Source organism: Streptomyces sp. NPDC057638 (assembly GCF_042800315.1).
Taxonomy (GTDB): Bacteria; Actinomycetota; Actinomycetes; order Streptomycetales; family Streptomycetaceae; genus Streptomyces.
In genome coordinates this window covers 1-17,633 of the sequence record NZ_JBHVHF010000037.1, presented here as the reverse complement: position 1 = coordinate 17,633, position 17,633 = coordinate 1, and the positions used below count along the sequence as shown (strand labels likewise).

2 protein-coding genes are annotated in these 17,633 nt (G+C 74.2%); both read left to right on the top strand.

Annotation, left to right across the window (positions count from 1 at the left end):
* Nucleotide 1: 1 nt before the first annotated feature.
* The gene (locus tag ACFVIM_RS08180) at nt 2-14,263 is read left to right on the top strand and encodes a type I polyketide synthase (protein WP_384299837.1); all 14,262 of its coding nucleotides are present in this window, start codon (nt 2-4) and stop codon (nt 14,261-14,263) included.
* Between the two features lie 74 nt (nt 14,264-14,337).
* Nucleotides 14,338-17,633 (top strand): type I polyketide synthase (locus tag ACFVIM_RS08175; RefSeq protein WP_384299836.1); only part of this gene is annotated, 3,296 nt, incomplete at its 3' end.

The window sequence follows — 17,633 nt, the reverse complement described above, 5'->3', positions numbered from 1 at the left end:
CATGACGGCACCTTCCGACAAGATCGTCGACGCGCTGCGCACGGCGCTCCGTGACAACGAACGCCTCAAGCAGCACAACCAGCGTCTCGAAGCGGTCGCGCGCGAACCCATCGCCATCGTCGGCATGGCCTGCCGCCTCCCCGGAGGGGCCGACACCCCCGAGAAGTTCTGGCGGCTGCTCGCCGACGGCGTGGACGCCGTCGGCGACTTCCCCGACCGGCCCGGCTGGGACCTGGCGACCCTCGTCGACCCCGACCCGGACCGGCGCGGCACCACCTATGTCAGCCAGGGCGGCTTCCTCCACGACGCCGACCGCTTCGACGCCGGTTTCTTCGGGATCAACCCCCGTGAGGCGCTCGCCATGGAACCCCAGCAGCGGCTGCTGCTGGAGACCGCCTGGGAGGCCCTCGAACGCGCCCGTATCCCCGCCGCCTCGCTCCGCTCCACCGCCACCGGCGTCTTCGTCGGCGCCACCGGCCAGGACTACGCGCCACTGGTCCACCAGTCCGGGGTGGAGACCGAGGGCTATATGGCCACCGGCACCCACTCCAGCGTCGCCTCCGGACGCATCTCGTACACCCTCGGTCTCGAAGGCCCGGCCGTCACCGTCGACACCGCCTGCTCCACCTCCCTCGTCACGCTCCACCTCGCCGCCCAGTCCCTGCGCAACGGCGAGTGCTCCCTCGCCCTCGCGGGCGGCGCCACCCTGATGGCGAGCCCCGCCACCTTCCTGGAGTTCAGCCGCCAGCGCGGCCTCGCCGTCGACGGCCGCTGCAAGGCGTTCTCCGACAGCGCCGACGGGACCGGCTGGGCCGAGGGCGTCGGCATGCTGCTGCTGGAGCGGCTCTCCGACGCCCGCCGCAACGGCCGCCGGATCCTCGCCGTCATCCGGGGCTCCGCCGTCAACCAGGACGGCGCCTCCAACGGACTGACCGCGCCCAACGGCCCCTCCCAGCGCCGTGTCATCCGCGAGGCCCTCGCCAGCGCCGGGCTCACCCCCGGTGAGATCGACGCGGTCGAGGCCCACGGCACGGGAACGACCCTGGGCGACCCCATCGAGGCCCAGGCGCTGCTCGCGAGCTACGGCAAGGATCGGGAACGGCCGCTCTGGCTGGGGTCGGTGAAGTCGAACATCGGCCACACCCAGGCCGCCGCCGGGGTCGCCGGGCTGATGAAGATGGTCCTGGCCATGCGGAACGACCTGCTCCCCAAGACCCTGCACGTGACGACTCCCTCGTCCCATGTCAGCTGGTCGTCCGGGGCCGTCGAACTGCTCACCGAGGCCCGGCCCTGGCCCGCCTCGGCCGACCGGCCGCGCCGCGCGGGCATCTCCTCCTTCGGCATGAGCGGCACCAACGCCCACGTCATCATCGAGGAGGCCCCGGCCCCCGCCGAAGCCCCGTCCCCGGGCCCCGCCCCGGACGTCCTGCCCTGGCTGCTCTCCGGCCGCACCGCCGCCGCCCTGCGCGCCCAGGCCGGTGCCCTCACCCCGCTGCTCCCCGGCGCCGACCCGGCCGCCCTCGGCTGGTCCCTGGCCGCCTCCCGCGCCCGCTTCGAACACCGCGCCGTCGTCCTGCCCCCGTACGGTCCGGGTCTGGGCGCCCTCGCCGCGGACACCCTCACCGCCGGTGTCGTCCGGGGCCAGTCGGGCCCGGTCGGCCGGACCGTCCTCGTCTTCCCCGGGCAGGGCGCCCAGTGGGCCGGGATGGGCGGCGAACTGCTCGACACCTCGCCCGTGTTCGCGGCCGTCGTGGCCGAGTGCGAGAAGATCCTGGACGGTCTGGAGGGGCCGGACACGGTCGACTGGTCCCTCACCGACGCCCTGCGGGACGGCACCGGCCTGGACCGGGTCGATGTCGTCCAGCCCGCCTCCTTCGTGGTCATGGTGGCGCTGGCGGCCCTGTGGGAGTCCTACGGCATCACCCCGGCCGCCGTCGTGGGCCACTCCCAGGGCGAGGTCGCCGCCGCCCATGTGGCGGGCGTGCTCTCCCTGCACGACGCGCTGCGCGTGGTCGTCGCCCGCTCCGCGGCCATCGCCTCCCTCGGCGGGACCGGCGCGGTCGCCTCGCTGCGCGCCCCGGCCGCACGCGTGCGGGCGCTGCTGCCCGACGGTGTCTCCATCGCCGCCGTCAACGCGCCCGAACAGCTCGTCGTCTCCGCGACCGCGCCCCTGATCGAGCGGGTCCTCGCCGGGTGCGAGCGCGAGGGCGTGCCCGCCCGCCGGGTCGCCATGGACTTCGCGTCCCACTCGCCCGCGATGGAGCCGCTGCGGGAGCGCCTGCTGGACGCGCTGGAGGGCATCACCCCCCGCGCCGGGCGGATCCCGTTCCTCTCCACCGTCACCGGGGAGTTCACCGACCCGCTGACCATGGACGCCGACTACTGGTACCGCAACCTGCGCGAGCCCGTACGGTTCGCGGACGCGGTGGAGCGGCTCGCCGCCGACGGCTACGGCGTCTTCGTGGAGGCGTCCTCCCACCCCGTACTGACGGCCGCCGTCGAGGAGACCCTGGAGCGGTGGGAGCACGCCGCGGAGCCGGGGACGCCCTCCGCCGCGCCCGCGTCGGCGGCCGCCGGACCCGGCGCCGCCGACGACCAGCAGCGCGTCATCACCGGCACCCTGCGCCGCGCGGACGGGGGCCTGGCCCGCTTCCTCGCCAGCGCCGCCGAGCTGTGGACGCGGGGCGTGGACGTCGACTGGTCCGCCGCCTATCCGCAGCCCCGCCCCCAGCTGGTCGACCTCCCCACGTACGCCTTCCAGCGCCGCCGCTACTGGCCGGAACCCGCGCCCGTGGCAGCGGAGACATCCGCCGCCGACCCCGCCGACAGCGCGTTCTGGACCGCCGTGGAGAGCGCGGACACCGACGCCCTGGCCGCCGCGCTCGGCACCGACACCGCCCTGCTCGACCCCGTCCTGCCCGCGCTCGGGACGTGGCGCCGCCGTCGGCGCGAGCAGCACACCGCCGACGGCTGGCGCTACGAGGTGGTGTGGCGGCCCCGGCCCACGGGCACGCCCGGCACCTCCGCCACATCGGGCACCTCCGCCACATCCGGCACCTTCGTGGGCACGGCACCCGAGCCCGACGCCACCACGCCCCCCGCCCCCGGCCGTCTCGGCGGCACCTGGCTGGTCCTCGTGGGCCAGGCGGACGCCGAAGGCGCGACGGCGACCGCCGTCACCACCGCCCTCGGCGAACGGGGCGCCACCGTCCACACCCTCGTGGTCGGCGACACCGACGGCGACCGGGAGACACTGGCCGTACGGCTGCGGGAGAGCGCGCCGGAAGCGGCGGGCGTGCTGAGCCTGCTCGCGCTCGACGAGCGGCCGGACCCGCGCCACCCCGCCCTCACCCGTGGTCTGGCCACCACCATGGCGCTCACCCAGGCCCTGGGCGACGCGGGGATCACCGCTCCCCTGTGGATCGCCACCCAGGGTGCCGTCTCCATCGGCCGCTCCGACCCCCTGCGCACCCGCCACCAGGCGATGGTCTGGGGATTCGGCCGGGTCGTGGGCCTGGAACACCCCGACCGCTGGGGCGGGCTGCTCGATCTGCCCGCCACCCTGGTCGCGCGCGACGCCGAACGCCTGGCCGCCACCCTCGCCGACGGAGCCGAGGACCAAGTGGCGCTGCGCGGTTCGGGAGCCTTCGTACGGCGCCTGATCCGGGCCACGCCGGGGCGGCCCGAGCGCCGGACCTGGCAGCCGCACGGCACGGCCCTGATCACCGGCGGAACCGGAGGCATCGGTTCGGCACTGGCCCGCTGGTTCGCCACCCACGGCATCGACCACCTCGTCCTCACCGGACGCCGGGGCGCCGACGCGCCCGGTGCCACCGCACTCCGCGACGAACTCACCGCACTCGGCGTCGGTGTCACCCTCGCCGCCTGCGACACGGCCGACCGAGACGCCCTGGCCCGCGTCCTCGACCTCGTCCCGGACGCGCACCCGCTCACCACGGTGGTGCACGCGGCGGGCGTCGGCCAGTTCCAGGAACTGGCCGACAGCACACCCGAAGACCTCGCCGACGTCCTGGCGGCCAAGGTTCTCGGCGCCGCCCACCTCGACGACCTCCTCGGCGACCGCCCGCTCGACGCGTTCGTCCTCTTCTCCTCCATCGCCGCCACCTGGGGCAGCGGCGGCCAGAGCGGCTACGCCGCCGCCAACGCCCACCTCGACGCCCTCGCCGAGCACCGCCGCGCGCGCGGAGCGACGGCCACCTCCATCGCCTGGGGCGCCTGGGGCGGCGCCGGTCTCGCCACCGACGCGGGCATGGCACGCCACCTCCAGGCCCGGGGCATCGGCGCCATGGACCCCGCGCTCGCCATCGCCGCGCTGCGCGCCGCCGTCGAACGCGACGAGACCCTCGCCGTCGTCGCGGACATGGACTGGGAACGCTTCGCGCCCCCCTTCGCGGCGGCCCGCCCCCGGCCCCTGCTGGACGAACTCCCCGAGGTGCGCGAGGCCCTGGCGCCCGGCGCCCAGAGCGGCCAGGACACCGAGGCGGACACCCTGCGCCGCCGCCTCGCCGTCCTCTCCCCGGCCGAGCGGCTCCGTGAACTCCTCGACCTCGTCCGGGTCCACGCCGCCGGAGTCCTCGGCCACGACGACGGCCCGGCGGCCATCGAGGCGGGACGCGCCTTCCGCGACCTCGGCTTCGACTCCCTCACCGCCGTCGAACTCCGCAACCGGCTGGCCTCCGTCACCGGTCTCACCCTGCCCGCCACCCTGGTCTTCGACCACGCCCAGCCCCGGCCGCTCGCGCGCCATCTGCACCAGCTGCTCTTCGGCGACCAGGAACCGGCCGCCGACGGTGACGGTACGGACGGCCGCGCCCGGCCCGTGGACGACGAGCCCATCGCCATCATCGGTATGAGCTGCCGACTGCCCGGCGGCGTCAGCTCACCGGACGACCTGTGGCGGCTGCTCGCCAGCGGCAGCGACGCGCTCTCCCCCTTCCCCACCGACCGCCACTGGTCCCTGGAGGGCCACCCGGCGGGCGTCGGCGGCTTCGTCCACGACGCGGCCGGGTTCGACGCGGGCTTCTTCGGCATCTCGCCGCGCGAGGCCCTCGCCATGGACCCGCAGCAGCGGATCCTTCTGGAGGCGGCCTGGGAAGCCCTCGAACACGCCGGGATCGCCCCGGACTCCACCCGTGGCTCGCGCACCGGGGTCTTCGTCGGCTGCACCGGCCAGGGATACGGAACCGGCTCCGCCGTCCCCGACGAGGTCAAGGGCCATCTGCTGGTCGGCAACTCCACCAGCGTGGTCTCCGGCCGGGTCGCCTACGCGCTGGGCCTGGAGGGCCCGGCGATCACCCTGGACACGGCCTGCTCCTCCTCCCTGGTCGCCCTCCACTGGGCCGGCCGCTCGCTGCGCTCCGGCGAGTCGTCGCTGGCGCTGGCGGGCGGCGTCACGGTCATGGCGACGCCCGGCGCCTTCGCCGAGTTCGAGCGCCAGGGCGGCCTCGCGTCCGACGGCCGCTGCAAGGCGTTCTCGGATGACGCGGACGGTACGGGCTGGGCCGAGGGCGTGGGCCTGCTGGTGCTGGAACGGCTCTCCGACGCGCGGCGCAACGGGCATCGGGTGCTCGCTGTCGTACGGGGCTCCGCGGTCAACCAGGACGGCGCCTCCAACGGCCTGAGCGCCCCGAACGGCCCGTCGCAGCAGCGGGTGATCCGCGACGCGCTGGCGAGTGCCGGTGTGACCGCCGCTGAGGTGGACGTGGTCGAGGCCCACGGCACGGGCACCTCCCTCGGTGACCCGATCGAGGCGCAGGCCCTGCTGGCGAGCTACGGCAGTGACCCGGCGCGTGAGCGCCCGCTGTGGCTGGGCTCGGTGAAGTCCAACATCGGTCATACGCAGGCGGCGGCCGGTGTCGCGGGCGTGATGAAGATGGTCCTCGCCCTCCAGCGGGAGTCGCTGCCGAAGACGCTGCACGTGGGTACGCCGTCCTCGCATGTGGACTGGTCCGCGGGCGCGGTCGAGCTGCTGACGGAGGCCCGTCAGTGGCCGGTGTCGCCGGACCGGCCCCGCCGGGCCGGAGTGTCCTCGTTCGGCGTGAGCGGGACGAACGCGCATGTGATCGTCGAGGAGGCTCCGGCGTTCGCCCCGGCGGAACCGGAGCCCACGCCCGCCCCGGATACTCCGCGGCTGCCGGTGGTGCCATGGCTGCTGTCGGCGAAGTCCGCCGACGCCGTGGCCGCGCAGGCGGCCCGGCTGCGCTCCGCCCTGGGCGGGAACCCGCTGGATGTGGGGCTCTCGCTCGCGGTGACACGGACGGCGCTGGACCACCGGTCGTTCGTCGTCGGAGCCGACGGGGATGAGCTGGCTACCGGCCTGGACGCGCTGGCGTCGGGCCGGGTACGCGCCTCCGCCGCCGGATCCGGTCTGACGGGTGTGGTGTTCTCCGGTCAGGGCGGTCAGCGGGTGGGGATGGGCCGTGAACTGGCCTCCGTCTTCCCCGTCTTCGCCGAGGTACTGGAGGAGGTGTGCGCCCAGTTCGATGTGGTCCTGGACCGTCCGCTGAAGGAGATCGTCTTTGACGACACGGAGGGTGTTCTGGGTCTGACGGGGTGGGCGCAGCCCGCGCTGTTCGCCGTCGAGGTGGCGCTGTATCGCCTGACCGAGTCGTGGGGTGTACGCCCGGACTATCTGGTCGGGCACTCGGTCGGCGAACTGGCCGCCGCTTACGTGTCCGGGGTGGTGTCGCTGGAGGACGCGTGCCGTCTGGTGGCGGCCCGCGCAAGTCTGATGCAGGCCCTGCCGACCGGTGGCGCCATGTGGGCGGTCCGCGCGTCCCTGGACGAGGTCACCCCGCATCTGGTCGACGGCGTCTCCGTCGCGGCGGTCAATGCTCCCGGTCAGGTGGTCCTCTCCGGCACCCGTACGGCGGTCGAGCAGGTCTCGGCGGCGCTCACCGACCGTCAGGGCCGCTGGCTTGAGGTCAGCCATGCCTTCCACTCGGACCTGATGGACCCGATGCTCGACGCCTTCCGCGACATCGCGTCGACCATCGCCTACGACCGCCCGCGCATCCCGATCGTCTCCACGTTGACCGGCGAGCCGGTCACCGCGTTCACGGCGGACTACTGGGTGGACCAGGTCCGTGGCACGGTCCGGTTCGCGGACGCCATCACCCGCCTCACCGGCCTCGGCGTCACCCGGTTCCTGGAGCTGGGCCCGGACGCGAGTCTGGTCGGCGCCATCAGCGAGACCGCCGACGAGGCCCTGGCCGTCGGACTTCTCTCCCGTAAGCGTGCGGAGCCGGTCACGGCTGTCACCACCCTGGCCCGGCTCTGGGCCGATGGCGGGACGGTCGACTGGGCCGCCTTCTACGCCCCCACTGCCGCACAGACCACCGACCTCCCCACCTACCCCTTCCAGCACCAGCGCTACTGGCTCAACGGCAACCCCGCCGAGCTGATGGACCCGGCCGACCGCTGGAGCTATCAGGTCGACTGGCGCGCCATGGACCTTCCCCCGTCGGGACGGCTCCCGGGGCGGTGGCTGGTGGTCACTCGGAGCACCGGGGCGGAGACCGGGGCGGACGACCCGCTGGCGCCGAGGGTGGTGGACGCGCTGCGCGCCGCCGGTGCCGAGCCCCTGACCCTGGCCGTCGGACCGGACACCGACCGTGCCACGCTCGCCGGAGCACTGCGGGAGCACCAGGGCGCCGCCGGAGTGGTCACCCTGATCGCCTCCGGCGCGCACCACGGGCCGGGCGCGGAGGCGGTCGCCGCGACCGCCACCCTGGTCCAGGCCCTCGGTGACGCCGGGGTCCCCGGCCGCCTCTGGGCCGTCACGACCGGCGCCGTCTCCATCGGCGCCCTGGACACCCCCGCGCGCCCGGAGGCGGCGGCCGTCTGGGGGCTCGGCCGGGTCGCGGCCCTGGAGCACCCGGACCGCTGGGGCGGTCTGGTGGATCTGCCGCCGGTGCCGGGGGACCACGAGGTCAGCGGGCTGATCGGGCTGCTGGCGGGAGCGTCCCCGGAGGATCAGGTCGCGCTCCGGCCGGGCGGGTCCTTCGCCCGCCGGCTGGTCCGGGCCCGCGTACCCCGCCCCGCCGACGGCCAGAACGGAGCCCTCACCGGCACCGTCCTGGTGACCGGCGGTACCGGCGCCCTGGGCGCGCATGTCTCCCGCTGGCTGGTGGACCAGGGAGCCGACACCCTCGTCCTGGTGAGCCGCCGGGGCCCGGACGCGCCCGGCGCGGAGGCGCTCCGGGCCGAACTGGCCGAACGCGGGGCCACGGTCGTCCTCGCGGCCTGTGACACCTCGGACCGTGACGCGCTGGCCCGGCTCCTCGACGGCCTGGACGCCGACGGCGTCCGTATCGACGCGGTCATCCACGCGGCGGGCGTCGTCGACGACGGACTGCTGCACACCCTGAGCCCGCGTCAGCTCGAAGCCGTCTGGGACGCCAAGGCCACCGCCGCCCACCACCTCCATGAGCTGCTGGCCGACCGCGAACTGTCCGCCTTCGTCCTGTTCTCCTCCTTCTCCGGCACGTTCGGCGCCGTCGGCCAGGCCGGATACGCGGCCGCCAACGCCTATCTCGACGCGCTCGCCGAGTTCCGTACCGCCGCCGGACTGCCCGCGCTCTCCGTGGCCTGGGGCCCGTGGGCGGGCGGTGGCATGGCCGCGGACGCGGCCCTCACCGAGCGGATGGTGCGCAGCGGTCTGCGGCCGATGGACTCCGCGCCCGCCCTGGACACCCTCGCCCGCGTCGTCACCGGCCCCGCGCCCACGGCGGTCGTCGCCGACGTCGACTGGGCCAGGCTCGGCGCCGAACGCGCCACCGGGGAGCGGCTCCCGCTGATCGCCGAACTCGTCCCGGCCACGGAACCGGCCCGCGCGTCCGTGATCCCCGGCGCCGAGCCCGCGCTCTCCCGCGAGGTGCGGACGCTGCCCCCGGCCGCCCGGCACGCCGCCGTCCTCGAAACGGTCCGCGCCCAGGCCGCCGACGTCCTCGGCCATCCCGGCATCGAACCCGTCGCCCCCACCGCGTCCTTCGCGGAGCTGGGCTTCGACTCGCTGCTCGCCATGGACCTGCGCACCCGGCTCAAGGCGCTGACCGGGCTCGCGCTGCCCGCGACCCTGCTCTACGACCAGCCCACCGCCGACGCCCTCGCCACCCATCTGGCCGAGCGCCTCTCGGGCGGCGGCACCGGACCCGCCACCGCGACCACCGCCGGGGCCGTGGTCGCGGACGGCGAACCGATCGCCATCGTCGGCATGAGCTGCCGCTTCCCCGGCGGCGTGGACACCCCCGAGGACCTGTGGCGGCTCCTCACCGACGGCGCGGACGCCATGACCGCCTTCCCTGAGGACCGGGGCTGGGACCTCGCCTCCCTCTACCACCCGGACCCCGACCACGAGGGCACCTGCTATGTGAAGGAGGGCGGCTTCCTGCGGGGCGCCGCCGACTTCGACGCCGACCTCTTCGGGATCAACCCCCGTGAGGCCCTCGCCATGGACCCGCAGCAGCGGCTCCTCATGGAGTGCTCCTGGGAGGCCCTGGAACGCGCGGGCATCGACCCCAGGTCCGTACGCGGCAGCCAGATCGGCGTCTTCGCCGGAACCAACGGCCAGGACTACCCGGCCGTCCTGCACCGCTCCCGCGAGAACCTCGGCGGCTATGTCGCCACCGGCAACGTGGCCAGTGTGCTCTCGGGCCGGATCTCCTACTCCTTCGGCCTGGAAGGCCCCGCCCTCACCGTCGACACCGCCTGCTCCGCCTCCCTCGTCGCCCTCCACCTCGCCGTCCAGGCGCTGCGCGCGGGCGAGTGCGAGGCCGCCCTCGTCGGCGGGGCCACGGTGATGACGACACCGAGCGTGTTCGTGGAGTTCAGCAGGCAGCGCGCGCTGTCGGCCGACGGCCGCTGCAAGGCGTTCTCCGACAGCGCCGACGGCACCGGCTGGGGCGAAGGCGTCGGCGTGGTCCTCGTCGAGCGGCTCTCCGAGGCCCGCCGCAAGGGCCATCCGGTCCTCGCCGTCGTCCGGGGCTCCGCCGTCAACCAGGACGGTGCCTCCAACGGGCTCACCGCCCCCAACGGCGCCGCGCAGCGGCGCGTCATCCACAAGGCCCTCGCCGACGCGGGAGTCCCCGCCACCGAGGTCGACGCCGTGGAGGCGCACGGCACCGGCACCACCCTCGGCGACCCCATCGAGGCCCAGGCGCTCCTCGCCACCTACGGCCAGGACCGCCCCGACGACCAGCCCCTGTGGCTCGGCTCCATCAAGTCCAACCTCGGCCACACCCAGGCGGCGGCGGGCCTCGCCGGAGTCATCAAGATGGTGCTGGCCCTGCGCCACTCCACACTCCCCGCCAGCCTCCACGTCACCGAACCCTCCACCCATGTCGACTGGGCCTCCGGCGCCGTCCGCGTCCTCGCCGCCCCCCGCCCCTGGCCGGTCCTGGACCACCCCCGGCGCGCGGGCGTCTCGGCGTTCGGCGTGAGCGGTACGAACGCCCACGCCATCCTCGAAGAGGCACCGCCCCTGGCGCCCGCGCCACACGAGGGCCCCACCGACCCCGTACCGGCCGTCACACAAGACCCGCACGCGGGAGATCAGCACCCCGACGGACCGCGCCGAGAACGCGACACCACAGAGGCGACCGACACCCAGGACACGCGCCCCGAACGCGACACCACGGAGGCGCGCCCCGCACCAGTCGTCCCCTGGATCCTCTCCGGCCGGACCCTGGCGGCCCTCGCGGCCCAGGCCGACCGGCTGCGCGCCACTATGGAGGCGTACGACGCGGAGCGACGCCCCTCGGTCGCGGACGTCGCCTGGTCCCTCGCGACCACACGCGCCTCCCTGGAGCAGCGCGCCGCCATCACGGGCACCACCGACGACGAGATGGTGTCCGCCCTCGCCGCCCTCGCCACCGGACAGGAGACGCACAACCTGGTCACCGGCGCGGCGGGCGCACCCGGCAAGACCGTGTTCGTCTTCCCCGGACAGGGCTCCCAGTGGGTCGGCATGGCCGTGGAACTCGCCGAGAGCGCCCCCGTCTTCGCCGCCAAGCTCGCCGAGTGCGAGGACGCCCTCGCGGAGTTCACCGACTGGCGGCTCACCGACGTCCTGCGCGGCGCGCCCTGCGCACCGACGCTCGACCGGGTCGACGTCGTCCAGCCCGCGCTCTTCGCCGTCATGGTGGCGCTCGCGGCGCTCTGGGAGCACTCCGGGGTACGCCCCCACGCCGTCATCGGCCACTCCCAGGGCGAGATCGCCGCCGCCCATGTCGCCGGGGCCCTCACCCTGCGCGACGCCGCCCGGGTCGTCTGCCTGCGCAGCCAGGCCCTGATCCCCCTCGCGGGCCAGGGCGGCATGGTCTCCCTCATGCTCGCCGCCGAACCGGCGGCCGAACTCATCGCCCCCTACGGCACCCGGCTCGCGGTCGCCGCCGTCAACGGACCCGCCTCCGTCGTCGTCTCCGGCGACGAGGACGCCGTCGACGAACTCCTCCGCGACTGCCAGGCGCGTGACATCAGGGCCCGCCGGGTCCCCGTCACCTACGCCTCCCACTGCGCCCACGTCGACCGCATCCACGACGACCTGCGCACCGCGCTGGGCCCGATCACCCCGCGCCGCCCCGACATCCCGCTGCTCTCCACCGTCACCGGCACCTGGGCCGGTGACGGCGACCTGGTGGACGCCGAGTACTGGTTCCGCAACCTGCGGCAGCCCGTGATGCTCGACCCCGCCGTCCGCGCCCTCCTCGCCTCCGGGCACCGCACCTTCATCGAGATCAGTCCCCACCCCGTCCTCACCGTCCCCGTCCAGGAGACCCTCGACTCCGCCGACACCACCGCCGGACGGCTCTTCGTCGGCGGCTCCCTGCGCCGCGACGACGGCGGCGCGCGCCGCTTCACCACCTCGCTCGCCGAAGCCCATGTCTCCGGCGTCGACCTCGACTGGACCGCCGTCTTCGGCGACGCCCGTCCGCGCCGGGTCGAGCTGCCCACGTACGCGTTCCAACGGCGTACGTTCTGGCCGCGCCCCGCCGAGGAGACCGCGACCACCAGCGGCGACCCCGTCGAGAGCGCCTTCTGGGAAGCGGTCGACGGCAGCGGCGCCGACGAACTCGCCACCACACTCGGCGTCGACCGGACCGCGCTCACGGAGGTCCTGCCCGCACTCGCCACCTGGCGCCGCGCCCGGCGCGAGGCCGCCACCCTGGACACCTGGCGCTACCGCGTGGAGTGGCGGCCGCTCGCGCCCCAGCACACGCCGGACCCGGCCCGGCTGAACGGCACCTGGCTGCTGCTCAGCCCGAGCGCGGCCCAGGACGCCCCGCTCCCCGGCTTCCTCACCCGGGCGCTCGGCCGGCCCGGCACCGACATCGTCCGGATCGACCTCGACCCGGTCACGGCCACCCGCGAGACACTCACCACCCTGCTGCGCGCCCACACGGCGACGCCGGTCACGGGAGTCCTCTCCCTCCTCGGCACCGACGAGGGCACGCTCCCCGGCCGCCCCGCCGTCCCCGTGGGCGCGGCCGCCACACTCCAGCTCGCCCAGGCCCTGGCCGACGCCGAGCTCGACGCGCCCCTGTGGCTCATCACCCAGGGAGCCGTCCGCACCAGCCCCGCCGACCGGCTCACCAGCCTCGGCCAGGGGCAGGTGTGGGGCCTGGCCCGGGTTATCGGCCTGGAGGACCCCGACCGCTGGGGCGGACTGGTCGACCTCCCCCAGACCCTCGACGACACCGCCGCCCACCGGCTGCGGCACGCGCTGGGCGGCGACTCCGGTGAGGACCAGCTCGCCATCAGGGACCGCGCGCTCCACGCCCGCCGCCTGGTCCACGCCCCCGTCGGCGACCTGCCCGCCACCCGGCAGTGGCGTCCGCGCGACACGGCCCTCATCACCGGCGGTACGGGTGGCCTCGGCGCCCATGTCGCCCGCTGGCTCGCCGCCTCCGGCACCGAACACCTGGTGCTCACGAGCCGCCGCGGCCCCGACGCCCCCGGCGCCGGGGAGCTCCGCGCCGAGCTGACCGCCCTCGGCGCCCGCGTCACCATCGCCTCCTGCGACACCGCCGACCGTACGGCGCTGACGGCCCTGGTCGAGAGCGTACGGAACGGGGGCGACCGGATCCGTACGGTCGTCCACGCGGCCGGAGCGGTCCAGGCCACCCCGCTACGGGAGATGACCCTGGAGGAGTACGCGGAGGTGGCGGCGGCGAAGACGCTCGGCGCGGCCCACCTGGACGAACTCTTCGGCGCCGCGGCCCACGGCTCAGCAGGAGCCGGTGATTCCGCCGGGCCCGGCACGGGCCAGGACACCGCCACCGACCACGCCGTGGACCACTTCGTCCTCTTCTCGTCCAACGCGGGCGTCTGGGGAAGCGGCGGGCAGGCCGCCTACGCCGCCGCCAACGCCTACCTCGATGTGCTCGCCCAGCGCCGACGTGAACGCGGACTCACCGCCACCTCCGTGGCATGGGGAGCCTGGGGCGGCAGCGGTATGGCCGCCACCGCCGAGGCCGAGGAACAACTCAGCCGCCGTGGCGTCCTCCCGCTCGCCCCCGACCGGGCGCTCGCCGCCCTCCAGCAGGCACTCGAACACGACGAGACCGTCCTGACCGTCGCCGACGTCGACTGGGAACGCTTCGCGCCGAGCTTCGCCGCCGCCCGTCCGCGCCCCCTGCTCGCCGAACTGCCCGCGGCCCAGAAGGCCCTGCGCGCCACGGCCGGCGAACACGGCACCGCCGAGCACACGGAGACCGACCCGGGCGAGCGGCTGCGCGCCCTGCCGTCCGCGGAGCGCGACGCGGCCCTCGCCGGCCTCGCGCGCACCGCCGTGGCGGCCGTACTCGGCCATGACGACCCTCAGGCCCTCGATCCGGGCCGGGCCTTCAAGGACCTCGGCTTCGACTCCCTGACCTCGGTCCAGCTCCGCAACCGGCTGACCCGGGCCACCGGGATCACCCTGCCCGCGACCCTGGTCTTCGACCACCCCACCCTGCTCGACCTCACCGCCCTGCTGAGGGGCAAGTTCGCCGGTGAGGACGGGGACCGACGCACCCCCGAACAGTCCGTGCTCCAAGATCTCGACAAGCTTGAGGCGGGAATTTCAGCTCTTTCCCCAGAGCACGACCTCGAAGCCGTGCAGGCGAGGCTGCGCAGCCTAATCTCAAGCCTGGGCGACAGGAAGTCCGCAGGAGCAGGAACCGGCGAACCGGTGTCCCGACAGCTTGAGGAAGCGTCGGACGACGAGCTGTTCGATTTCATCCGCAGGGAGTTCGGCAGGTAGGTCTTCCCGGCCTCACGCGCTGGAGCGCCAACACTGCCGACCCCTTGGCGACGCCAACAGGAGACGGTCCGTAAGTGAACGAGGACAAGCTTCGTGACTACCTCAAGTGGACGACGGCCGACCTTCACGAGACGCGCCAGCGTCTGCGTGAGGTAGAGGAGGCCGCCCGGGAGCCCATCGCCATCGTGGCGATGAACTGCCGCTTCCCGGGCGGGGTCCGATCGGCGGACGATCTGTGGCGGCTGGTGGCCGACGGGGTCGACGCGGTGGGCGACGCACCCCTGGACCGGGGATGGGACCTGGCCGGACTGGCCGGGGTCACCACCCCGGACCACGGGGCGGACACCGACGGCCCCTCCGCACCGGCCACCACCCCTGACGACCCCTCCGCGCCGGCCACCACCTCCGCGCGGGGCCCCCAGGGCGGATTCCTCCACGACGTCGCCGACTTCGACGCCACGCTGTTCGGCATCGCCCCGCGCGAGGCGCTGGCGATGGACCCGCAGCAGCGGATCCTCCTGGAGGTCGTCTGGGAGGCCCTGGAACACGCGCGCATCGCCCCCCTCTCCCTCAGGGGCGACCGCGTCGGCGTCTTCGTCGGCGGAGCCGGCTCCGGCTACGACCGCTACCTGGCCGATGCCGCCGACACCACCGAGGGCGTCGACGGCTATGTCATGACCGGTAGCTCCGGCAGTGTCCTGTCCGGTCGGGTGTCGTACGCGCTGGGTCTTGAGGGTCCCGCGGTGACGGTGGACACGGCCTGCTCGTCCTCGCTGGTCGCGCTGCATCTGGCGGCGCAGTCGCTGCGTTCGGGCGAGTGCTCCCTGGCGCTCGCGGGCGGTGTGACGGTCATGTCCACCCCCGCCGCCTTCCTTGAGTTCGGCCGCCAGGGCGGCCTCGCGTCGGACGGCCGCTGCAAGCCCTTCTCGGATGACGCGGACGGTACGGGGTGGGGTGAGGGCGTCGGCGTCCTCGTCCTGGAGCGCCTGTCCGACGCCCGCCGCAACGGCCACCAGGTTCTGGCGGTCGTGCGGGGCTCCGCCGTCAACCAGGACGGCGCGTCCAACGGTCTGACCGCCCCCAACGGCCCGTCCCAGCAGCGGGTGATCCGTGACGCGCTCGCCAACGCCCGTCTGGGCGCGGGCGATGTGGACGTGGTGGAGGCGCATGGCACGGGCACCTCGCTGGGTGACCCGATCGAGGCGCAGGCGCTTCTCGCGACCTATGGGCAGGACCGGGAAGAGCCGTTGTGGCTGGGTTCGATCAAGTCGAATATCGGTCATACGCAGGCGGCGGCTGGTGTCGCGGGTGTGATCAAGATGGTGTTGGCGATGCGGTACGGGCGGATGCCCCGGTCGCTGCATGTGGGGACTCCGTCGTCCCATGTGGACTGGTCGGCCGGTGCGGTGGAGCTGCTGGCGGAGGCGCGTGACTGGCCGTCGTCGGAGGACCACCCCCGCCGGGCGGGCATCTCCGCGTTCGGCGTGAGCGGCACCAACGCCCATGTGATCCTGGAGGACCCGCCCGGTGAGGAGACCGCCACGAGCGACGTGGCGGTGCCAGAGCCGAGTGTGTCGCTGCCGGTGGTGCCATGGGTGGTGTCGGCGAAGTCCGCCGACGGTGTCGCGGCGCAGGCCAGTCGCCTGCTCGGCCTCCAGGACGCGGATTCCCTCGATGTGGGCTTGTCGCTGGGGGCGACGCGGGCGGCCCTGGAGCACCGCTCGGTGGTGCTGGGCGCCGATGGCGCGGAACTGCGCTCCGGCCTGGACGGGCTGGTGGCGGGCCGGGTGCGGCCGTCCGTCGCTGGTTCCGGTCTGACGGGTGTGGTGTTCTCGGGTCAGGGTGGTCAGCGGGTGGGGATGGGCCGTGAACTGGCGGCGGTGTTCCCGGTGTTCGCTGAGGCGCTGGAGGAGGTGTGTGCCCAGTTCGACGGGCTTCTGGGCCGTTCGCTGAGGGATGTGGTGTTTGAGGACGCGGACAGCGTTCTGGGTCTGACGGGGTGGGCGCAGCCCGCGTTGTTCGCGGTGGAGGTCGCGCTCTATCGCCTGACGGAGTCGTGGGGTGTGCGCCCTGACTACCTCGTCGGGCATTCCGTCGGTGAACTGGCCGCCGCATATGTGTCGGGTGTGGTGTCGCTGGAGGACGCGTGCCGTCTGGTGGCGGCGCGAGCGTCCCTGATGCAGGCCCTGCCGACCGGCGGCGCTATGTGGGCGGTCCGTGCCTCGCTGGAAGAGGTGACCCCGCATCTGGTCGAGGGTGTCTCGGTCGCGGCGGTCAACGCGCCCGGCCAGGTGGTCCTTTCCGGTACCCGTACGGCGGTGGAGCAGGTCGCAGCGGCCCTCACCGATCGTCAGGGTCGCTGGCTTGAGGTCAGTCATGCCTTCCACTCCGGTCTGATGGACCCGATGCTCGACGCCTTCCGTCAGGTCGCGTCGACCATCACCTACGAACGCCCGAAGATTCCCGTGGTGTCGACCCTGACGGGTGCCCTCGTGGAGGAGTTCTCGGCGGACTACTGGGCGGATCAGGTTCGTGGCACGGTTCGGTTCGCGGACGCCGTTTCCCGTCTGACTGATCTGGGTGTGACCCGTTTCCTGGAGGTGGGCCCGGACGCGAGTCTGGTCGGTGCCATCAGTGAGACGGCCGAGGGCGCTCTGGCCGTCGGACTTCTCTCCCGTAAGCGTTCGGAGCCGGTCACGGCTGTCACGACGCTGGCCCGGCTGTGGGCGGACGGTGGCACGGTTGACTGGGCGGCCTTCTACGGCCCCACCACCGCACAGACCACCGACCTCCCCACCTATGCCTTCCAGCGCGAGCGCTACTGGCCACGGCCGAGTAAGGCGGCCCTGACAGAGGCCACCGAGGTCCATCCCGACGCCGAACTCTGGTCCGCGCTGGCGAAGGGCGATGCCGCCGGGTTCGCCGCCGAGCTGGGGCTCGAACTGGACGCACCGCTGAGTGAGGCCCTCCCCGCCCTGTCCGACTGGCGCAGGCGCAAGGACGAACGCTCGACCACGGACAAGTTGCGCTACGAGGTCTCTTGGGTACCCGCCGGTGTCACCACTGGTCTCACGGTGTCCGGTACCTGGCTGATCGTTGAGTTCGAGGGTGTGGTGGGTGGCTGGTCGGAGGCTTTGGCGGGTGAGTTGGTGGCGCGTGGTGCTCGGGTGGAGTGGCTGCGTGTGGGTGTGGGTGAGCTGGATCGGGACGCGCTCGCTGGGCGTCTGGCGGGGTTTGAGGACTGTGCCCGGGTGGTGTCGTTCCTGGGTCAGGATGAGCGTACGGATGTGGATGTCTCCTGCGGGGTGCCGTTGGGGTTGCTGGGGACGACGGTGTTGGTGCAGGCGCTGGCGGACCGTGGTGTCGCGGG